At 65.6% G+C, this 20,804-nt stretch carries 19 protein-coding genes; 7 read left to right on the top strand and 12 right to left on the bottom strand.

Going from position 1 to position 20,804, the window contains the following annotated elements:
- Positions 1–111: 111 nt before the first annotated feature.
- The 5 genes from AC1DN9_RS25255 to AC1DN9_RS25235 all read left to right on the top strand — a co-directional run bounded on the left by AC1DN9_RS25255 (position 112) and on the right by AC1DN9_RS25235 (position 4,453).
- Positions 112–1,092, top strand: a complete 981-nt coding sequence (locus tag AC1DN9_RS25255) for a quinone oxidoreductase family protein (protein ID WP_478104579.1) — start codon at positions 112–114, stop codon at positions 1,090–1,092.
- 27 nt (positions 1,093–1,119) lie between these two features.
- Positions 1,120–2,112 (top strand): Bug family tripartite tricarboxylate transporter substrate binding protein, encoded by a 993-nt coding sequence (locus tag AC1DN9_RS25250; protein WP_478104577.1) that lies wholly within the window; start codon positions 1,120–1,122, stop codon positions 2,110–2,112.
- Between the two features lie 77 nt (positions 2,113–2,189).
- On the top strand, positions 2,190–3,446 hold the full coding sequence (locus tag AC1DN9_RS25245; RefSeq protein WP_478104575.1) for a porin: 1,257 nt from the start codon (positions 2,190–2,192) through the stop codon (positions 3,444–3,446).
- A gap of 35 nt (positions 3,447–3,481) precedes the next feature.
- Positions 3,482–3,805 carry an ArsR/SmtB family transcription factor gene (locus AC1DN9_RS25240; protein WP_478104573.1) on the top strand — a complete coding sequence of 108 codons (324 nt, stop codon included), beginning with the start codon at positions 3,482–3,484 and terminating at the stop codon, positions 3,803–3,805.
- A gap of 9 nt (positions 3,806–3,814) precedes the next feature.
- Positions 3,815–4,453 carry an aquaporin gene (locus AC1DN9_RS25235; protein WP_478104571.1) on the top strand — a complete coding sequence of 213 codons (639 nt, stop codon included), beginning with the start codon at positions 3,815–3,817 and terminating at the stop codon, positions 4,451–4,453.
- Here AC1DN9_RS25235 and AC1DN9_RS25230 read toward each other — a convergent pair.
- From AC1DN9_RS25230 to AC1DN9_RS25220, 3 genes are all read right to left on the bottom strand, one after another.
- Complete coding sequence (locus AC1DN9_RS25230) at positions 4,435–5,070, bottom strand: TetR/AcrR family transcriptional regulator (RefSeq protein ID WP_478104570.1); 636 nt, start codon at positions 5,068–5,070, stop codon at positions 4,435–4,437. The genes AC1DN9_RS25235 and AC1DN9_RS25230 overlap by 19 nt on opposite strands.
- Positions 5,071–6,225 carry an aromatic ring-hydroxylating oxygenase subunit alpha gene (locus AC1DN9_RS25225; protein WP_478104568.1) on the bottom strand — a complete coding sequence of 385 codons (1,155 nt, stop codon included), beginning with the start codon at positions 6,223–6,225 and terminating at the stop codon, positions 5,071–5,073.
- Between the two features lie 94 nt (positions 6,226–6,319).
- Positions 6,320–6,697 carry a hypothetical protein gene (locus AC1DN9_RS25220; RefSeq protein WP_478104567.1) on the bottom strand — a complete coding sequence of 126 codons (378 nt, stop codon included), beginning with the start codon at positions 6,695–6,697 and terminating at the stop codon, positions 6,320–6,322.
- Between the two features lie 118 nt (positions 6,698–6,815).
- Between AC1DN9_RS25220 and AC1DN9_RS25215 the strand changes: the two genes are divergently transcribed.
- Both AC1DN9_RS25215 and AC1DN9_RS25210 read left to right on the top strand, forming a co-directional pair.
- Positions 6,816–8,525 (top strand): SpoIIE family protein phosphatase, encoded by a 1,710-nt coding sequence (locus AC1DN9_RS25215; protein WP_478104565.1) that lies wholly within the window; start codon positions 6,816–6,818, stop codon positions 8,523–8,525.
- Positions 8,522–10,990, top strand: a complete 2,469-nt coding sequence (locus AC1DN9_RS25210) for a PAS domain-containing hybrid sensor histidine kinase/response regulator (RefSeq protein WP_478104564.1) — start codon at positions 8,522–8,524, stop codon at positions 10,988–10,990. Before AC1DN9_RS25215 ends, AC1DN9_RS25210 begins: the two co-directional genes overlap by 4 nt.
- Positions 10,991–11,002: 12 nt before the next feature.
- On the opposite strand, the gene AC1DN9_RS25205 is transcribed toward AC1DN9_RS25210, so the two are convergent.
- From AC1DN9_RS25205 to AC1DN9_RS25165, 9 genes are all read right to left on the bottom strand, one after another.
- Positions 11,003–11,992, bottom strand: a complete 990-nt coding sequence (locus AC1DN9_RS25205; RefSeq protein ID WP_478104563.1) for a hydroxymethylglutaryl-CoA lyase — start codon at positions 11,990–11,992, stop codon at positions 11,003–11,005.
- Positions 11,989–13,212 (bottom strand): CaiB/BaiF CoA transferase family protein, encoded by a 1,224-nt coding sequence (locus AC1DN9_RS25200; protein WP_478104561.1) that lies wholly within the window; start codon positions 13,210–13,212, stop codon positions 11,989–11,991. The genes AC1DN9_RS25205 and AC1DN9_RS25200 overlap by 4 nt, the downstream gene beginning before the upstream one ends.
- 26 nt (positions 13,213–13,238) lie before the next feature.
- Positions 13,239–14,615 (bottom strand): MFS transporter, encoded by a 1,377-nt coding sequence (locus AC1DN9_RS25195; RefSeq protein ID WP_478104560.1) that lies wholly within the window; start codon positions 14,613–14,615, stop codon positions 13,239–13,241.
- 136 nt (positions 14,616–14,751) lie between these two features.
- A complete protein-coding gene (locus tag AC1DN9_RS25190; protein WP_478104559.1) occupies positions 14,752–15,597 on the bottom strand; it encodes a tetratricopeptide repeat protein in 846 nt (281 codons plus the stop codon).
- The gene (locus AC1DN9_RS25185) at positions 15,594–16,481 is read right to left on the bottom strand and encodes an MlaD family protein (protein ID WP_478104557.1); all 888 of its coding nucleotides are present in this window, start codon (positions 16,479–16,481) and stop codon (positions 15,594–15,596) included. Before AC1DN9_RS25185 ends, AC1DN9_RS25190 begins: the two co-directional genes overlap by 4 nt.
- Positions 16,482–16,711: 230 nt before the next feature.
- Positions 16,712–18,325: an acyl-CoA carboxylase subunit beta gene (locus tag AC1DN9_RS25180; RefSeq protein ID WP_478104555.1), complete on the bottom strand. Its 1,614-nt coding sequence runs from the start codon at positions 18,323–18,325 to the stop codon at positions 16,712–16,714.
- A complete protein-coding gene (locus AC1DN9_RS25175) occupies positions 18,322–19,908 on the bottom strand; it encodes a class I adenylate-forming enzyme family protein (protein ID WP_478104553.1) in 1,587 nt (528 codons plus the stop codon). Before AC1DN9_RS25175 ends, AC1DN9_RS25180 begins: the two co-directional genes overlap by 4 nt.
- A gap of 5 nt (positions 19,909–19,913) precedes the next feature.
- Complete coding sequence (locus AC1DN9_RS25170) at positions 19,914–20,663, bottom strand: GntR family transcriptional regulator (RefSeq protein WP_478104552.1); 750 nt, start codon at positions 20,661–20,663, stop codon at positions 19,914–19,916.
- A 5-nt stretch (positions 20,664–20,668) separates the two neighbouring features.
- Positions 20,669–20,800, bottom strand: a complete 132-nt coding sequence (locus AC1DN9_RS25165; protein ID WP_478104654.1) for an acyl-CoA carboxylase biotin carboxyl carrier protein subunit — start codon at positions 20,798–20,800, stop codon at positions 20,669–20,671.
- Positions 20,801–20,804 lie beyond the last annotated feature (4 nt).

Genomic DNA, 20,804 nt, shown 5'->3' with positions numbered 1-20,804 from the left:
GCAAAGCCAGAAGATGCAGTCGTCAGTTCAGAGAATGCACTGATTGAGCTGGTTCAGGCGGCCCGTGTGGACCGATGAACCGCGTCGAACAAGTAAATGATTGGAGACAGCATGACGAGAATCGTCAGATTCCACGAAACCGGCGAGCCCGAGGTACTTCGTCTCGAAGACGTCGACGTGGGTGAACCCGGAGCGGGAGAAGTCCGCATTCGCCACGTGGCCGTGGGCCTCAACTTCGCCGACACCTACTTCCGCCGTGGCACCTACCCGGTTCCATTGCCCAGCGGCATCGGCAACGAGGGCGCTGGTGTGGTCGAGGCCGTCGGAGCCGGCGTGACCCATCTCGCGGTCGGCGACCGCGTGACCTATACGGGTTTCGTCAACACGCTGGGCGCCTACAGCACGGAGCGGCTGATTTCCGCCGCACTGCTGATCAAGCTGCCGGAAGCCATCAGTTGCGAGACCGCGGCGGCCATGACCATGCGGGGCCTGTCCGCCGCGTACCTGGTGCGCCGGATCTACCCCTTCAAGGCGGGCGATGCGGTGCTGTTGCATGCCGCCGCAGGCGGTGTGGGCCTGATCGTTTCGCAGTGGGCCAAGTTGCTCGGGCTGACGGTGATCGGGACGGTGTCGACGGACGCCAAGGCCGAAGTGGCCCGCGCCCATGGCTGCGATCACACGATCAACTACAGCCATGAGGATGTGGCCAAGCGCGTGCGCGAACTGACGGACGGGGTCGGCGTGTCCGTCGTCTTCGACAGTGTGGGCAAGACCACATTCATGTCGTCGCTGGACTCCCTCAAGCGACGCGGCCTGATGGTCTGCGTCGGCACCGCCTCCGGCACGATCCCGCCCTTCGATCCGCAGATCCTGGCGCGCAAGGGGTCGCTGTACCTGACCCGCCCAGGCCTGGCCGACTACATCGCCGATCCGACCGAAAAGGCGGAACTGGTCGATGAGCTGTTCGGCCACGTGGCGGCAGGCCGCATCCGCATCGAGATCAATCAGCGCTATGCATTGCAGGACGCCGTGAAGGCGCACCAGGACCTGGAGGCTCGAAAGACCACCGGCTCCTCCATCTTCGTCATTTGAGCGTCCCCCACTTCAAGGTGAATTGCCATGGTTCCAAATCTCTTGAGACTGCGACTCTTCGCAATCATTGCCCTGTCCTGGCTCGCAGCGGTCTCGCCTGCGCTCGCACAACAATGGCCCGACAAGCCGATCCGGCTCATCGTGCCCGCGCCTCCGGGCGGCATTTCCGACATGGTGGCTCGAATGCTCGCCGAGCAACTGCGAACGAACCTGGGCCAGACCGTGCTGGTGGACAACAAGCCAGGCGGATCGGCCGTGATCGCCGAGCGGGCTGTGATGGCAGCGCCCCCCGACGGCTACACCTTGATGGTGGGGCCGTCGAGCATCATGTCCGACATACCCTTGACGGTGAAGACGTCTTACGACGTCCTCAAGACGTTTACCTATGTGGCTGAAGCCAGCAGCATGATCCACGTGCTCGTGGCCAACGCGGCCTTTCCGCCCAACAATGTCAAGGAGGTGCTGGACTACGCCAAGCGCAATCCTCGGTCCGTCAGCGTGGCGAATCTCAGCATCGGCACACGTTCCAATCTCCTCGGCGAAATGCTCAAGGAAAAAAGCGGCAATGACATGCTGATCGTTCCGTACAAGGGTTCGGCGCCTGCCATGGTCGACCTGATGGGAAACCAGGTTCAACTGACCTTCGAGGTGGTGAGCAACGTCGTCCCGCTCATCAAGAGCGGCAAGGTCAAGGGACTTGCAGTTGCCTCCCCGACGCGCTCGCAGTATCTTCCCAACGTCCCGAGCTTCAGTGAATTGGGATTGCCGGATTTTGTCCTTCCTCATGCGAGCGTCGGTGTCTTCGTCCTGAGCAGTACGCCCAAGCCGCTTCTTGATCGAATCCAAAGCGAAATGACCAAGGCCGTGCACTCGCCCAAGTTCCGCGAAGCGCTGACCGCGCAAGGCTTGGATTTCCCGCAAGAGGCCTCGTTGGACCAGCTTCGGCAAACATTGGCCGAGACCCTGGCCCACAACCGGGCAATCATCAAGAAGCTCGGACTCAGCATCGCCCCTGAGTGAGCCCTCCACCTTGCCAAGGCCGCCATGCCGAGGGTGGCCTGGCTGTCTGAACACCACGCCGGATTTCGAGGTTTCCAATGAAAAGAACTCTGTTTGCACTGGCCGCCCTGGCAGCCGTCGACGCCGCTTCGGCGCAGTCGTCCGTCACGGTTTTCGGCATCGTCGACGCTGCGGTCAGCGGCTACAGGAACCAGTCGGAGACGCCGTTCGGTGCAAGCGTCACCAAGACCCAGTCGGCCGTGACGAGTTCGGGCTACACCGGGAGTCGCCTGGGCTTTCGCGGCACGGAAGATCTGGGCGGCGGTCTGGCTGCCAATTTCTGGCTCGAGGCCGGCTTCAATACCGATACTGGCATCGGCGCTGCGAGCGGCGGCGGCCTGAGCTTCAATCGTCGCTCGACGGTGAGCCTGTCGGGCGTCTTCGGCGAAGTGCGCCTCGGTCGCGACTACTCGCCGACCTTCTGGAACGACAACATCTTCGATCCCTTCCTGACCAATGGCGTCGGCACCAACCTGATCGCAACCGCCAACGGCGGCACCGCCTTCGGCGTGCCGAACAGCGGGTTCCAGCTGAATCCGAACTACATACGCGCCAGCAACTCGGTGAGCTACTTCCTGCCGCCGAACCTCGGTGGTTTCTACGGCCAGGTCATGTACGCGTTCAACGAGAAGAACACTTACGACCCGGGCACCCTGACGCCTCCCGGCGCTGCTGCCATCGTCGCCAACCCGACGTTGGCCGCCACGGCCGACAACTTGCGCGTCGGACGCTACGTCGGTGCTCGCGTCGGCTACGCCAGCGGGCCGCTGGACGTCGCGCTGGCCTACGGTGAAAGCACGATTGGCTCGAACTACTACGTCGGGTCGACAACCACGCTCAACACCTGGAATCTCGGCGCCTCGTACGACTTCGGCGTGGCCAAGCTGTTCAGTGAATATTCGAACAACAAGCAAGACACCCAACTGGCTGTCAACGCGTTCAATCCTTTCGGCCGCACCAAGCCGGGTGCCAATGGCGCCCTGATCGGCGTGACCGTGCCAATCGGTGCCAGCTTGATCCGCGCTTCGTACGCGGGTGTCCGGTACAACAATCTCCCGGCTGCCTTCTTCGCTTCGCAGCCGAAGGCTGATCAGTTTGCGCTCGGCTACGTGTACAACCTGTCGAAGCGCACCGCGCTCTACGCGACGGCCTCGTACCTCAGCAACAAGAACGGCGCCGCCCTGGCCGTGACCGGCTCGCCGCTCTTCTACACGGGTGCGGTTCCCGGAAGCATCGGCAATGCGGTGCCGAACACGTCCAGGGGGTATGACCTGGGTATCCGTCACGCCTTCTGATCCAAATTTACCCATATTTCCAGTATCATGGAAATATGGAAGAAATTGATGTTGTTCGCTCGCTCGCCGCATTGGCGCAAGGCGCGCGATTGCGCGTGTTCCGCGCGCTGGTCATCGTCGGCCCGCGAGGAATGACGCCCGGCGTCATGGCGGAAGGCTCGGGCCTCCCGCCGGCAACGCTGTCTTTTCATCTCAAGGAACTGACGAATGCGGGCCTGGTAACCCAGGAGCGCCAAGGCCGCCAACTCATCTATCGCGCCTCGTTCGAGCGCATGAATGCGCTGCTGGGGTATCTCACCGAGAACTGCTGCCAGGGCGAAGCCTGCGCCGTGGACGCAGCGAGCGCCTGTTCCTGCTGAACGAAAGCCATGAACCTCTGGCGCAATGCATTGGCCGAGCTGCTGGGCACGGCCGGATTGCTGTGCGCGGTGGTGGGCTCGGGCATCATGGCCGAGCGCCTGGCAGGAGGTAACGTCGCCATCGCGCTCCTTGCCAACACCCTGGCCACCGTGTTTGCGCTGTATGTGCTGATCGAAGTGTTCGGCCCGCTCAGTGGTGCGCATTTCAATCCGGCGGTCAGCGCCGTCATGGCGCTGCGCCGGGAGCTGCCTGCGACGAGCCTGGGTGTCTATGTCGCAGCCCAGTTGGCGGGCGCGATGCTCGGCGCCTGGTTGGCCAATGCCATGTTCGACTTGCGTGTGCTCCAGTGGAGCACCAGGACGCGCAGCGGCTGGGGGCAATGGCTGGCGGAGCTGGTCGCGACATCAGGCTTGGTGCTGGTGATCCTGCGTGCGCCGGCGCAGAAGGTCGCCGCCTTGGTGGCCTGCTACATCGGCGCAGCCTATTGGTTCACGGCGAGCACCTCGTTTGCCAACCCGGCAGCAGTGTTCGGTCGTATGTTCAGCGATACCTTTGCGGGGATTGCACCCGCGAACGCAATGGGGTTCGTGGCGGCCGAGTTGGCAGGCGCTGCAATCGGTGTCCTGGTCTATCGATTGCTGCGCTGAAAGCAGTCCATTGCCACGGGGGACACCACGCGCAGAACATCGCGCGCGATGGCCTTCATCCATTGCGTGTCGCTCTTCAGCGCCGATTCCGAAAAGGCCTTGCCGAATGTGGGACGCGCGATCTTTGCGTAGTTCAGCGTGCCGAGGATGATGGTGAGCACGACGAGGGCAGGAACATCGCGGCGAACGAGTCCGGCCGATTGCGCATCGATCAAAAGTGCCAGGCTGCTCAGCAGGAAGCCCTCGAGCGGTCTTGTTTGCGCGACCTTGATCCGCTCGGCATTGTCGAGCAACTCGCGCGTGACGAGCTTGAATCCCGTCGGCCTGGCCCGCATCCACTGCACCTGAAGCTCCACGAATGCCTGCAAGCGCTCCTCAAGGCTTCCAGCCGATTCGACGCGCCGGCGCATGCGCGCCGTCAGTTCCTCGGCTTGCCTTTCGAGGACCACGCGATACAGCACCTCCTTGCTGGGGAAGTGATGGAGAAGCCCCGGATTGCCGACATCGCATTCGCGCGCGATGGCCGAGAGCGATGCACCCTGAAACCCGTGCTCGGCAAAGTGCTGCTCCGCGCGATCCAGGATGATTTCCTTGCGCGACTTGGGTTTGCCTGGCATCTAGCGCGCGACCTGCGTGGCAGCGATTTGCTGCTGAAGCTGTGAATGAAAGCGCGGTGCGCTGTATTCGAAAGTGCCGAAGGTGAGCACTTCGTTTGCGCCGGATGCGAGGCCCGACTGGATCGACTCTGCCAGTGCGTAGTCTTCCGCGAGGGTGCGCCGGTACAACGCGACGTTGGCCTCCCAGTGCGCCGTTGCCTTCTCCGAGGCCGGCGCTTCCGGAATCAAGGTGAGCTCGTGCACGCGCGTGCGGGTCGCGCCGAGCGGCTCGAGGCAACTGAGCTGCGCGTGGTCGGGCTGGACCAGGAGGGTCGTGTTCGGGAAGAAGAAGTAGATCAGGTTGCCGTACCTTCTCGGGTCGAAGCCGGTGACCTTGGGCTTCTCTTCCGGGAACCTCTCCTTGATCAGGTAGAGGCGCCGATGAAGGTCGAACTCGTCGACGATCTGCATGTTGTTCACGAACATGTGGGCGATGGTCTGGCGATGGGCGACCTTGAAGTGATAGGCCTCGAACGAGCCATCGATCAGCAGCTTCCAGTTCGCTTCGACTTCGTAGGATCGCGGCGCGAACGCGACGGGCGTCCTGAGGCCTGCGAGCGACTCGAGGTTGTCCATCAGCGGTCCCAGATGTTCGCCGGGATCGCTTTGCGACATCGACGGATCGAGGATGACCCAGACGAGCCCCGCGCGCTCGACCGTTGCCAACTTGCGCAGGCCGGACTCTTCCTGCTTGAGGCAGGGAAAGCCGAAGGATTCGGGGACGCCGCGAAGCGCGCCATCGGGCTGATAGGTCCACGCGTGATAGGGACAGACGAACGCACGCGCTTCGCTGCCACTGCCCTCGGGCACCACGCGCGCGCCCCGATGGCGGCAGACGTTCACGAAGGCCTGCACTCGCCCGCTCTCCTGGCGAACCAGCAGAAGCGGGACACCGAAGTGCGTCAGCGAAAGCCACGCGCCAGGAGATGGCAGCGACGAGCTGGCGGCCACGGGGTGCGGGTGCCGGCGCAGCAGGCGCAGCTCCTCGCTCGCGACGGCCTCGCTGGTGTACTGGCTCACCTGGACCTGGCCGCCGTGCGCATCGGCGGCAGCCCTTCCGGCCTGCATGGCGACGGTCGCTCTGCGGTGAAGGTCGGCGGCAAAGTCTTCGCTCATCCTGGGTCTTTCGGTTCGACGGGAGGTGGGTCCGCTCGCGGGCGACCGGCCACAGTCTACCGACTGACCAGTCGGTACGTCAATGCGGCCAGGGTCAGACCCGAGTGCCCAGGTCGAAGCACCGGCGATTCGTCCAGAGATTGACCAGCGCATCCAGTTCCGTCGCATAGATCGCCACCTGGGGAGGACCCAGGGAGCCATCGCTGCGCGCGCTGCTGCGCATGGACGCTTGCCAGAGGCCATCCGAAAGCTGCCTGTACTGGCCCAGGAATTCGCAGCCAAGGGGCGCAGCCAGCGAAAAAGCACAGCGCCGAAGGAGGATGCCGTCACTCCGCGATCCTTCCACCCCTCTTGTCGACACGAGCATATGCACACCGTCGTCCTGCAGAACGCTTTCCTTCGGGATCTGGGTCAGCAGTTCCGGTGACCCGATTGAGTGTGGTTTGTCCATAGCAGCGTTATCGGCGGCCATGAGACAAGTTGTAGGCGATGTGTCACAAAAATGTGCAAGCGCCTCAGCGGCTTGCCATCTCGCCCTGCGGCTCGGAGAATTCCTTTCCCGCGCGGCACTCCAGCTGCCAGAGGATTTGATGAACCTCGACCCTGTCCCTCCCGTTGCGCTGGTGGTGGACGACGAGCCGGTGGCCCGCCTGATGGTGAAGCTGACGCTGGAAGGACTCGGCTGCTCGCCTGTCCTGGAGGCCGCCGACGGGTTCGCGGCGCAGCAGGTTCTGCGCGAGCGCCCGGACGTCGCCCTGGTGCTGACGGACATCATGATGCCGCGGATGGACGGCCTTGAACTGCTGCGCTGGGGACGCGAGGCCGCGCCGAATGCCATGTGGATCGTCCTGTCGGGGCTGGAGACCTTCGACACGGCAGTGGCCGCGATCCGTCTGGGGGCGTTCGACTTCCTTCCGAAGTCGCCGCGTTCGGAAGAGATGGAGGTGGCGGTGCGCAATGCGCTCGAGCGACGGCAACTGCTGGCGGAACGCGAGCACCTTCACCGGGAACTGCAGCGCAAGGTCACCGAACTCGAGCAGACCTCCGAAGTGCTTCGCCGCGATCTCGAGCGCGCGGAGGTCATCCAGCGTGCCCTGCTACCGCGCAGCCCGCCCCCCATGGAGGGCTATTGCATCCAGGCGGTCTACCGGCCAGGGCAGCATGTGGGCGGCGATCTCTACGACGTGGTCCGGCTGGGCGATCAGCACCTCGCCTTCTACCTGGCCGATGCCACTGGCCACGGGGTGACGTCGGCCATGCTCTCGGTGCTGTTCAAGCAGCGGCTTGTCCTGGTGGATCCGGTGACGGGCCTCGCGCTGCCGCCGGCGCAGGTATTGGCCACGGTGAATCGCTCGATCTGCGAGGCGCACGCCGCGCCGGGCCTGTTCCTGACGGCCGTCTTCGGTTTGCTCGATACGTCCGACTCGAGCCTCACCCTGGCTTCGGCGGGCCATCCGCCGGTGCTGCACGCACGCGACGGTCGCGAAACGCGCCTGATCCGCCGCACGGGGCCCGCGCTCGGGCTGGCGCCTGACGCGCACTTCCAGCAAGAGCGTCTCCAACTGCTGGCGGGCGACCGGATCCTCCTCTACACCGACGGGCTCCTGCCCTCCGGGTCCGAGCGCGAATTGGAACTGCTGCAGGAGGTTCTCGCCAAACCGCTCGCCAGCGCGCAGGAAATGATGGTTCACCTGCATGCCGATGCGCCGGCGGGCGCGGACCGGGATGACGTGACCATCCTGCTCATCGACGCGCACGCCGGCACCTCGTGGTTCGACAACGGCGCCGAACTCCCTGCGGCGATCGCCGTGGCATCCGGCGCGCCGCGGCGCGAGAGTGAGGCGGTCTTCTACGGCGAAACAGAGCAGGCCGCCTACCTTGCGCTGCGCGGCCGGGCCAGCTGGATGCATTGCGATGCCTTCCACGAAACCGCCGTGGCCGTACTGGGCGGGGGACGCCCCCTGGTGCTGGACCTTTCCGGCTGCGAATACATGGACAGCACCTGCCTCGGCACCGTGCACGAGTTGGTCGCCCGAGGCGGCGTGGTGGTCGCGGGCGTGACGCCGGCCGTGCGCGCCCTGTTCGAGGAACTGAGCATGCAGCAGGTGCTGGCTGCCGTGCGGGATGACAGCCCCGCCGCGCCCGAACTCTATGCGCTGGGCACGGAGGGCGACCAGGCCTCGGTGCAGAAGCGGATCCTGCGCGCGCACGAGGCCCTCTCCGCGCTGAGCGACCGCAACCGCGAGGAGTTCAAGGACGTCGTGGAGTCGCTCCGTGGCGAACAGGACGCGCCGAGATGACTACTTCCATCCGAGTGCTGCAGCTCGAGGACGACCCGGCCGATGCGCAGCGCATCCGGGAGAGGCTGGAGGACGAGGATCTTGCCTGCGACGTCGTGTGGGTGAGAACCAGGGAGGACTTCGTCGCCGCCCTGCAGCGGCAAGCTTTCGACCTCGTGCTGTCCGACTACGAAATCGGCGGCCTGGAGATGCTGCGGCACGTGCGGCAGCACCACCCGGAGCTTCTGCTGATCGCGATTTCAAGCAGGCTGATGCCCGAGGAAGAGGCGGTGGATTGCATGAGGGCGGGCGCCACGGACTACGTCCTCAAGGAGCGGGTGCGGCGGCTGGGATTCTCGGTGCGGCGAGCGCTCGAGGAACAACGGCAGAAGACGGCGCTGCGCCGCGCGGAAGAGAACCTACGAGCCCTGAACGCCGACCTGGAAGCGCGCGTGCACCTGCGCACCGCCGAACTGGAAACAGCCAATGCGTTCCTGAACTCCGTGATCCACACCATCCCCTACCAGGTCATGGTCAAGAACGCCGATGACCTGAAGCTCGTCCGTGTCAACCGCGCCATGGAGCAATTGACGGGGCGCGGCCAGGACGAGTTGCTTGGCAAGACGATTCACGACTTCGTCAATTCCCCGGAGGAAGCCGAATTCTTCGCGGCCAAGGACAAGGAAGCGCTCTCGCTGGGCCGCGAAGTGGACATCCCCGAGGAGACCCTGCATGCACACGATGGCAGCGTGCACATCCTCCACGCGAAAAAGATCCCGATCCTGGACGACACCGGCAAGCCGCGCTACCTCTTGACCATCTCGGAAGACGTGACGGAGAGGAAGAGGAAAGAGCGTGAAATCGAGCGGCTGAACGCGGCCCTGGCACAGCGCAGCGCCGAGGTGGAAGCAGCCAACCGCGCCAAGAGCACTTTCCTCGCCACCATGAGCCACGAGATCAGGACGCCCATGAACGGCATGCTGGGCATGTTGGAACTCCTGAGCCTGACCGAGCTGGACGCCGAGCAGCGCGAGACGCTTGGGCTCGTGCGGGAATCCAGCCGGTCGTTGCTGCGCATCATCGACGACATCCTCGATTTTTCGAAGATCGAGGCCGGCAAGCTGGAGGTCCGCCCCGAGGTCGTGTCGGTCAAGCGCCTGGTCGAGGAGGTGCAGAGCATCTACCTGGGCAATGCCAGCAGCAAGGGCCTCATCGTCCGGCGGATGGTCGATCCGCGCATCAGTCCGGCGTTGCGGGTCGATCCGGTACGCCTGCGCCAGATCCTCAACAACTTCGTGAGCAACGCGATCAAGTTCACCTCCGAGGGCTGGATCGACATCAACGCGCAATGGCTGGGGCGCGCGGAGGGACAGGAAAAACTGCGCTTCGAGGTGAAGGACACCGGCATCGGCATCTCTCCCGAGGACCAGCAGCGGCTGTTCCAGCCCTTCAGCCAGGCTGTCGGTGACGAGGCGCGGCGGCGGCCGGGCGGCACCGGGCTGGGGCTGGTCATCTCGCGGCAACTCGCGCACATGATGGGTGGTTCCATCCGCATGGAAAGCGCGCCGGGCACGGGCACGACGATCACCCTGGATTTGACGTTGCCCGTCGCCGAGCTCCCGCCGGGCGGCGATGCCGACCACGGGCGAGCCATTTCGACCGCTGCGGCCATGCGCCGCGTGGCGCCGAGCACCGCGCAGGCCGAGACGGAAGGAACGCTGGTGCTGCTGGTGGATGACCACCCCGTCAACCGCATGCTGATCCTGCGCCAGGTGCGAACGCTGGGCTACGCCGCGCAGACCGCCGACGACGGCGTCCAGGCCCTGGAGATGTGGAAGTCGGGTCGCTTCGGGCTCGTCATCACCGACTGCCACATGCCCCACATGGACGGCTACGAACTGGCGCGCAGCATCCGCAGGCTGGAAGCCGAAGACGGGCGGAAGCGAGTGCCGATCGTCGCCTGTACCGCCAACGCACTGCAGGGTGAGGCCGAGGCGTGCTTCGCCGCCGGCATGGACGACTTTCTTGTCAAGCCGGTGGAACTGGTACAGCTGATCGACAAGGTCGATCGATGGCTGCCGCTTCCCCGAGCCCCCTCGCCGTCCGCCGCTTCCGCCGACTCGAGCCCGGAGGCCAAATCCTCCACCGGCCCGATCGACCAGGCGCTCCTCGAGGCGAAATGCGGTGGCGACGCGACGATGGTGCGCGAGGTTCTCTCGGCCTTCCGGCGAACGTGCGAGGACGACTCGATCGGACTTCGGCAGGCGGTGGCCGCCGACGACGTCGCCCAGGTCACCCTGTGCGCCCACCGCATGGCGGGCGCCAGCAAGATGGTCGGTGCGCTCGCATTTGCAGCCGCATGCGAGAGCATCGACCGCGCAAGCCGCACTGACGACTGGGGAGCGGTGCGCGCCGGCATGCCGGTGTTCGAGCGTGAACGGATGCGGTTGGCCGATTATTTCGAGGGTCGCAAGGAAGCCGCCTGACGCGTCGAGATTTCAGGCAACACGCGCGATCGCACGTTCACGAATGGCGGCGAAATCGTCAGGCACCGGATGCAGGTCGAGGCGGCGGCCGGCCTTGACGATCTGGCTCGGAATATCGTGACCGATCAGCCCCGGCAGGCGCCTTGCCGCATGGGTCAGCAGTGCGAGATCGACGCCTGTGCGGTAGCCCATCAGTTCGAGCGCGTGGACGATCTCTTCGCTGCACACGTTGCCGGTCGCGCCGGGCGCGTACGGGCAGCCGCCGATGCCTCCAAGCGAGGCATCGAAGCGGTCAGCGCCGGCGTCGATGGCGGCGATCACGTTCGCCAGGCCCATGCCACGCGTATTGTGGAAGTGCAGCGTGAGTTCGGTCTTCGGCCAACGCGCGCGGAAGGCTGCCGTGAGGGCCGCGACCTGCCCGGGGTAGGCCATCCCGGTGGTGTCGCACAGCGTGACGCCGCGCGCGCCCATGTCTTCGACGAAACGGGCGCACCAGTCGAGCACGGTGGCCACGGGCACATCGCCTTCCATCGGGCAACCGAAGGCGCACGAGAGCGAGACGTTGACCGCCACCTTGGCCTGCCGAGCCAAGGCGTTGACCTCCGACAGCGCCGCGAACGATTGCTCGCGCGTCATTCGCAGGTTGGCCAGGTTGTGGCTCTCGCTGGCCGACATCACGAGATTGAGTTCATCGGCGTCCGCATCGATGGCGCGTTCGGCGCCCCGAACGTTGGGCACCAGCGCGCTGTAGACCACGCCCGGCTGCCGCTTGATCTCGCGCAACACGATCTCTGCATCGCGCAAGGCGGGAATCGCCTTCGGCGAAACAAAGGCCGTCACCTCGATCTTCGCCACGCCCGCGTGCGACAGCATGTTGACCAGCGCGATCTTTTCCTGCGTCGGCACGAAGGCCTCTTCGACCTGCAGCCCGTCGCGCGTGCCGACTTCCTGCATGTAGATGCGCCGGCCGGCGCCGTTCCAGAGCGTGTCCTTGTCATTCATGCGACCACCTTCCTGCCGCGCAGGGCGGCGATGTCCTGTGTTGAGAATCCGAGCTCCCCGAGCACCGCGTCGGTGTCGTCGCCGAGACGCGGTGCGGAAGAGCGCACCGTGCCCGGCGTGCCGAGCAGCTTGGGCACCACGCCGGGCACCTCGACGACGTAGCCGTCGCGGGTGGTCTGCTGCAGGAGCATGTCGCGCGCCCTGTAATGCGGGTCTTCGGCGATGTCCTCGGCGGTGTAGACCTTGCCGGCCGGTACCTTGGCCTCGCCGAGGGTGGCGAGCACCTCGATCACCGGGCGCGTTTGCGTCCAGGCCTCGATCGCCTCGTCGAGCTGCGCGACGCGGGCCACCCGGCCGGCGTTGTTCGCCAGCTCTTCATCGGTGCCCAGGTCGTCGCGGCCGATGACCTGCATCAGCCGCTTGAAGATGCTGTCGCCGTTGCCCGCGATGAGCACGTAGCCGTCGCTGCAGCGGTAGGCGTTCGATGGCGCGATGCCGGGCAATGCGCTGCCAGCCGCTTCCCGCACCGCGCCGAAGGCGCTGTACTCGGGCAACAGGCTCTCCATGACGTTGAACACCGCCTCGTGCAGCGCCACGTCGATCACCTGCCCCTGGCCGCCGTTGACCTTGCGGTGGTAGAGGGCCGTGAGGATGCCGACGGTGCCGTGCAGTGCCGCCAGCGTGTCGCCGATGGAGATGCCGCAACGCACCGGCACGCGCCCCGGCTCGCCAGTCAGGTGGCGCAGGCCGCCCATCGCTTCGCCGATCGCGCCGAAGCCCGGCAGGTCGCGGTAGGGGCCTGTCTGGCCATAGCCGGAGATGCGCAGCATCACGAGGCCCGGGTTCAGCTTCGACAGCACGCCGTAGCCCATGCCCCAGCCTTCCAGCGTGCCCGGCCGGAAGTTCTCGATCAGCACATCCGCTTCGGCGATCAGCTGGCGGGCAATGTCCTGGCCTTCGGTGCTGCGCAGGTCGAGCGCGATCGAGCGCTTGTTGCGCGACTGCACCTGCCACCAGACGGACGTGCCCTCCTTGATCAAGCGCCAGTTGCGCAGCGGATCACCGGTGCCCGGCGCCTCGATCTTGATCACGTCGGCACCGAATTCGCCCAGCGTCTTTCCGGCGAAGGGGCCGGCGATCAATTGGCCCATCTCGATGACGCGCACGCCCTTCAGCGCCGCCGGTGTCAACGGCAAGTTTGATGTGGAGGTTTCGTTCATTGACTCGTTCCTTGGCTCAAGATGCGTCAGTGTGAGGCTAGGGTCGCGGCCGAGTGGCCCTGCTGCGACGATGGCGCGTGCTCTTCCCTGCGCCGCAAGCTCGCGGGCAGCCCGTAGAGCAGGATCGCCGCACAGACGAGGCCCAGGCAACCGATGACATACAGGGCCGGCGTGGTGCTGCCGGTGATGTCCTTGATGCGCCCGACCATCACCGGGGAGACGATGCCACCCAGTTGCCCGAGCGTGTTGATCAGCGCAATGCCGCCGGCAGCACCCGCACCGGTCACCAGCTTGGGCGGCAGGGCCCAGAAGGCGGGGATGGATGCGATGACGCCCGCACCCATCACACCCAGGGCCACGACGACCATGGTCGTGCTCTTGTCGAACATGCCGGCCGCGAAGAATCCGATGGCCGACAGCGCGATCAGGCCGGCGACGAACTTGCGGCGCTCGCCGGTCGCATCCGAGAGCTTGCCGACGACCAGCATCGCGATCGCGCCGCACAGGTACGGCACGGCCGTCAGGAAGCCGATGACCGTCGGATTCGTGCTGCCCGACGTGCGAATCAGGTGAGGCGCCCAGAAGTTGAGGCCGTAGGACGCGACCTGGATGAGGAAATAGATCAGCGCGAGTGTGAGGAATCCGGGCGTCTTCAGCGCGCCGAGCAACGAGTGACTGCCGATGCTCTTGTTCTGGTCGGCGATGCGGCTGGACAGGAGCGTTTGCTCGGCCGGCGTGAGCCAACCGGCGTCCTGGATGCGGTCTTTGAGCACATTGAAGACCAGGATGCCGAGCACGACACACGGCAGGCCACCGACCAGGAACAGCCAGTGCCAACCCGCCATGCCCAGTGCGCCGTCCAGATTCGACAACACGAGGCCCGCGACAGGCGCGCCCGCGAGCCCCGCAAAGGCCGATGCAAGGAACAAGGTCGAGGTGATGCGGCCGCGGTAGGCAGTCGGAAACCACAGCGTCAGGTAGAACAACACGCCCGGTGCAAAGCCGGCTTCCATCGCGCCGATGATGAAGCGCAGGACGTAGAACTGCCACTCGTTCTGCACGAACACCATCAGTGCCGTGGCGATGCCCCAGGAAATCATGATGCGGGCGATCCAGCGCCGCGCGCCGACCTTGTAGAGCATCAGGTTGCTGGGCACTTCGAACAAGACGTAGCCCACGACAAACAGGCCGGCGCCGAATCCGTAGGCGGTATCGCTCAGGCCCAGGTCGCTTTGCAGCGCGAACTTGGCGAAGCTGATGTTGATGCGATCGAAGAAAGCGAACAGGTAGCAAATCATGATCAACGGCATGATTCGCCACGCGACCTTGCGCACGATGCTTGATTCGCTGGGTGATGCATCGACGCTGGTGGCGCCGATGCGAGGCTGAGTGATTGAGGTCATGCTTTGTCTCCAGGGGTGCATGAATTCTCGAATCGCTGCCTCACCGAGGGAACGACAAAGCCGCAGCGCCAGCTTTCGTCGATCGCGAAAGCAAGGCGGGGTTTCCCCCTAGGTTGCTTGCCCGCCGCGCCGCCGGCTAAGGCGCGGCGGTTGCCAGCAACTTGGCGGTGCGCTCGGCACCAGCATCGTTCTTGGCCGCCACCGCCACGTCGTGGGCCCTGGCCCAATAGTCCTTGGCGAGTTCCGGTTTGTCCATGGACGCCTGACCCAGCAGCAGCAAATCCTGATAGATCTTTTCGCTCGCCCCTGCGGCCTTGTCCATCCCCAATGCTTCATGAAGCAGGGGCACCGCAGCAGCGGGGGTCTTCAAGGCGATGTAGGCACTCGATTGCAGACGCAGCGCGTTCGCCTTTTCCAGTGCATCGTCCTTGGCAAGGGCTCCGTGGGCTTGCTGCGCGAATCGCAGCCCCTCCTCGGCGCGCCCGCCGCTCAGCGCCATGTATGCCTTCAGATTGAGGATCTTTCCCCTCACGCTGCAACTGCTGCCGCAGATCACGCCAGCCCGATCGAGCGATTGTTCGGCGCTCGCACGGTCGCTCGCCTGGACCGCCATCGCGCGCCTCAATGCAGCTTCGGCGCGTCGGTCTGCACTGAACGCAAGGCGGCGCTCGTCCAAGACCAGATCCAATTGCTTCAGCGCCTCGTCCTGGCGACCCATGCCCAGATAGACCATGGATAGATTCAGGCGCGCGGCTGCGATCGCGTCGTCGTCCTCTATCGACTGTCCGACAACGAGTGCTTGCTGGAAAAACGCCAAGGCACGCGGCAGGTCGCCCGCCTTGAAGCGATCCATTCCCTGCGTGTTGAAGCCCTGGGCCTGGACGTATGCCGCCGAGCGCACGGGCGGTGTCGAGCACGCCCCGAGCAGGGCCGCTCCGACGGCGCACAGGCCGCAAGCGATCAGTCGGCGCGTGCGCCTCATGGCGCTTCTCCAGGGAGCGGCAGGCCGCCGATGCTGTCGATCGGCAGTGACTGCGGCGTGGTGGCCGTGCCGGTCAGCATGCTGATCGGCCAGGTCTGGCGCGCATTGCTCACCATCTGGTTGGTCTGCGTCGCCGCGGCCTGAACCTGATCGAGCACGGCCGGCAGTCTTTCGGAAGCCTGCGCCGCCATGGCCTGCACGTCGGCGCTGGCCTTCTGCGAAGTTGCGGCGGCCTGCTGCACTTTTTCGATCACCGCAGGCGCTGCTTGCTCCACGACCTCGATGGTGCGACCGGCCCTTTGCAGCGTCGCCGCGGCTCCGCTCTCGATGGTTTTCACGGTCTGCTTCGTCTGATCGATCACCTCGCCCGTCTTCTCGGCGATGGCGGGCATCTTCGAGACAACGTCCTGACCCGCCTTCAGCGTCTGCTGGAAGGACCCGTTCGGATCCGTCAGGCTCTCGGTCAATTTGCGAGCGTCGGCGATGACAGGCATCAACGCCGACTGCAATTCCTGCAAGATCTGGCCGCCATCCTTGCCGCGCTCCAAAGCCAGCACGTCGCCGGGATCCAGCGGTTGCGCGCCGCCGCGCGGAGGCACGAGGTCGATCGTCGGCTGGCCGATCCCGTTCTCCTGAACCAGTCTCGCCCGCGTTCCCTTCGGTAAGTGCGCCATGTAGTCGCGGCCGATGCGCAGTTCGATCCGAGCGCCCTGCTCAGAGGACTGCGTTGTGGGCAGCCCGATGCTCCGAACGCTGCCGATGACGACCCCACGGGTCGTCACCTGCATGCCCTCGGTCATTCCGGCTGCGTCGGGCGCCTCGACATAGAGCCGGTCCTGAGGGCTGAACGACCAGCGCTGCTGATAGGCGTAGTAGGCCAACATTGCGGCGATGAGTACAAGGAGGGCAACAACGCCGACAGCGAAGCGCCTCGAACCAGGCTTGAGCATCGACATCCTCCGGCAGACAACAAATTGGCAGGGGCGGATCGAATCACGCCATGCACTGTAACCGCGCTGATCGATTCTCCAGCCGCGCAGCGCAGCAGGTTCTTTGCGCTGTCGAGTTGCGTCGGCATGCCTGCTCTCCTGCTGCGTCACCGTGCGCCGCTGCTTCAGCGCATCGTGCGACCGACGGGGCCGAGCTGCCGGCTCGTCGCCCGGTAAGCGTCCTCGACCCAGGAACACAGCAGCGGCCGCGTCATCGCGGGCTCGATGATGTCGAGCACGCCAAAGCGTTCGGCCGTGCGCATCGGCGACGAGATCGCGTGATAGTGCGCCTCGAGGTCGAGCCGATGCGCGACCGGATCTTCGGCGGCAGCGATGTCCTTCTTGTAGGCCGCGGCAACGCCGCCCTCCACCGGGATCGAGCCCCAGCGCGCCGAGGGCCACGCATAGCGGTTCGGCAAGGAGGTGCCCGAAGGCCCGTGCAACGGGCTCAACATGGCGCCGGCCAACCCCACACAACGGCGAAGCACGATCGCAAGCCAAGGCACGCCCGACTGCTCGATGGCGTGCATCGCCTGCAACGCCGCCGAGATCGTGCCTTCGCGCTCGGCGTCGGCGCCAGTCATCACGCCCGGCTGGTCGGCCAGATTGACGATCGGCAGGTGGAAGGTGTCGCAGAAATCGACGAAGCGCGCCATCTTCAAGGCCGCCGAGCGTGTCAGCGCGCCGCCCATCACCATCGGATTGTTCGTCATCACGCCGACCGCGTGTCCGTTCAACCGGGCCAGGCAAGTGATCGTCGAGCCGCCGAAATCCGGCGACATCTCGAACAGCGAGCCTTGATCGAAGATGGCCTTGAGGATCTTGCGCGCCTGGAACACCTTGCGCTTGTCCGCCGGAATCGCCTGGTTGAGCCACGGGTCGCAGCGATCGGCCGGATCGTCGCAAACCACGCGCGGCGGTTGCTCCCATACGTTGCCAGGCAGGTACGAAAGAAAGCGCCGCGTCGCCTGCAGGGCTTCCTCTTCGGTATCGACGGCCAAGTTCACCGCGCCGCTGTAGCGGTGCATTGCGTCGTAGCCGCCGAGCGACTCCTTGTCGATGTCGATGCCCAGCGCCTGCTTGACGACGGGCGGACCGCCGGCGAAGACTTGGCTCTTGCCGCGAATCATGATGGCGAGGTGCGCCGCGCCGACCCGCACGGCGCCCAATCCGGCGCAGGCGCCGAGCGCGATGCCGACCACGGGCACGACGCCCAGCAGCTGCGTCATCGGCAGCATCGGGTAGCCCGGGATCTTGGTGTGGCCGAGCTTGTCGAGCAGCTTGACGCTCCCGCCTGCGCTGTCGATCATGCGCACGAGCGGCAGCTTGTATTCCCAGGCGTAGCGGTCGGCGTAGATCCACTTCTCCGACACCGACCCTTCGGACGAGCCGCCCCGGATCGTGAAGTCGTCGGCCGCGACCACCGTGCGCCGTGCGTCGATCTTGCCGATGCCGACGACGGCGTTGCTGGGGGTGAACTGCTCGCGCTTGCGATCCGCGCCGTACTTCACCGATCCGGCGAGCGCGCCGATCTCGTTGAAGCTCCCGGTGTCGAGCAGATGGTCGATGCGCTCGCGCGCCGTGAGCTTGCCCTGCGCGTGATGGCGCGCCACCTGCTCCTCGCCGCCGAGCGCGTGCGCGATGACGCGGCGCTGCGCCAGTTCGTCCAGGTCCTCGGCCCATTCGCCCGCTGCGGGCTGCGCCGTCTGTGTCGTCTTTGTCGTCTGTGTGGTGTTCATTTGGAAGTTGCTCCTTGGATACCTTGGGGATGGCCTGCCAGCCACGCATCGCGCAGGTCGTTCTTGGTCACCTTGCCGGCGTGGTTGCGCGGCAGCGCGTCGACGAACTCGATCACGCGCGGTTTCTTGTAGCCGGCGATCTGCTCGGCGCAGTGCCGGGCGAGCGCGTCGGCATCGCTCGTTTCTCCGGGGCGGCGGACCACGAAGGCCGCGATCACCTCGCCCCACTCGGAATCCGGCAGGCCGAGCACTGCCACTTCGGCCACGGCCGGGTGCGTGTGCAGGGCGTCCTCGACCTCGCGGGCATAGACGTTGAAGCCGCCGCTGATCATCATGTCCTTGTTGCGGCCGACGATGTAGAGAAAGCCTTCGTCGTCGAAGCGACCCAGGTCGCCGCTGTAGTACCAGCCGTCGCGGATGGATTCACGCTCCAGGTCGGGACGACGCCAGAACGCGACTTCGCCGATGCCGCGATGCGCGATCGCGATCTCGCCGACTTCGCCTGCCTTCAGGGGATTGCCATCGGCGTCCCGCACGGTGATGTCGACGTTCATCGTCGGCCGCCCGCACGAGGTGACGCGTTCAGAGGGCTGGTCGTCCTGCAGGTGGTCGTGCGGATAGAGCACGCACAGGGGCTGCACGGCCTCGGTCATGCCGTATTGCTGGCGCAGGATCGGGCCCAGCCGGCCCAAGGCCTCATGGACCATGCTTGTCGGCGTGGGCGCCGTGCCGTAGTGCACCCGACGCAGCGCGGACAGGTCTGCCGCGGGGTTGGCGACGATCACCTCGAGCAGGCGGCCCAGCATGGTGGGCACGACCATCAATTGGCTGATGCGATCGCTGGCGATCTGTGCCACCACTTCTTCGGCATCGAAGCGATCGGCCACGATGTTGCGTGCACCACGCAGGTAGCACGGCAGCAGGTGCACACCGGCCGCGTGGGTGAGCGGGCCGACATGCAGCATCGCGTCGTCGATGCCAAGGCCATATTCCATCGCGGCGAAATGGTTCGCAAGACGTGCCTCGAAGCGCTCGATGCTGTAGGCCACGCCCTTCGGTTGGCCCGTCGTGCCCGACGTGTAGGCGATACGCAGCAGCAGGTTCGCCGGAACCTTCAGCCATGGTGCACGGTCCGCTGCACGCTCGAGCAGCAAGTCGTAGTCGAGCACGTCGGCGTCCTGCCAACCCACGCCGATGACGACGCGCAGCGACGGCACGAGCAAGCGAACCTTCTGCACCGATTCGCGGAACTCTGCGCCCGCGATGAGCACCGAAGCGCCCGCATCGTTGAGGATGCCGGCCTGTTCGCGCACCGTGTGACGCGCGTTCAGGGCCACGTAGCCCTGTGCGGCCTTTTCGGCACCGAACTGGGCCTCGATGCTCTCCACCGAGTTGTTCAGCAGCACCGCGAGGCGCTCACCAGGCATCAGCCCCAGGCCGATGAGCGTGTTGGCGAGCTGGTTGCTGCGCCGCTCGATCTGCGTGTAGCTGTAGCTGCGGTCGCGAAAGACCACGGCGGGCCGGTCGCGGAACTGGGTCGCTGCCCAGGACAGGGCGTGCCCTGCGATTCGTTCGGAACTCATGGAAATCAATCCTTTGTGTGTGTTGGAAGGTCGGCTGCCTGCAAATGCCTGATGGCTTCGCGTCGCAGGGCCTCGATCAGGTCCTCGATGGCATCGGCCGCGACATTCGGGTCGCCGGCCTTCAGCGCGTTCACCATCGAGCGCCAAGTGCGCGCCGATTCCTCGCGCCGCGCGGCGCTCGCGAGGCCGAGCATCGAGTAGCGGCGCGTCTGCCGGGCCAGCGAACCCAGGATCTCCGCGAGGCGCTCATTTCGGGAGGCGTCGGCGAGCAGGCGACCGAGTCGATTGCTGATCGCGAGATAGGCGTCGGCCCCAACGGCACCGTTGGCCGCGGCCTCGAGTTCGCACACGCCGGTGTCGATCGCGGTCATGAGGTCGTCATCGCGAGCGGCAAGTCGACGGACCATCGAGCCGATCAGGTCACGGCGAATCTCGAACAGATCGCCCACCTCCTTGATGCTGAGCTGCGTGACGTGCGCGCCACGATGGGGCTGGATGCGCACCACGGCGTCGCGCTCCAGGATGCGCAATGCTTCGCGGACGGGGCCGCGGCTGACGTCGAGCTGGTCGGCAATCGCCTCCTCGCGAATGCGATCGCCGGGTGCGTATTCGCCGGTCGCAATCGACAGGGAGATGCGCTCGGCAATCTGCTCGGCGAGTGTCATCAGTTGGCGACCGGCGGATGAAGCGCGCATGGACAGCGCCTCGCCTTCCGCGCCGTAGCTGGTCTGCATGTCAGCGGCGGCCTTCTTCACGGCGCTCATTCCTCTTCGAAGACCGCGATGTCCTGGCCTTCACGCACGGGAGCGCCTTCGGCGATGAGGATCTCGACGACGCGGCCGGCTTCGGGGGCGACGACGGGGATTTCCATCTTCATGGATTCGAGGACCATGAGG

Source organism: Variovorax sp. 05L425 (assembly GCF_056397705.1).
Note: the sequence above shows the minus strand (reverse complement) of the source record. Positions and strands in the feature narration are given on the sequence as shown.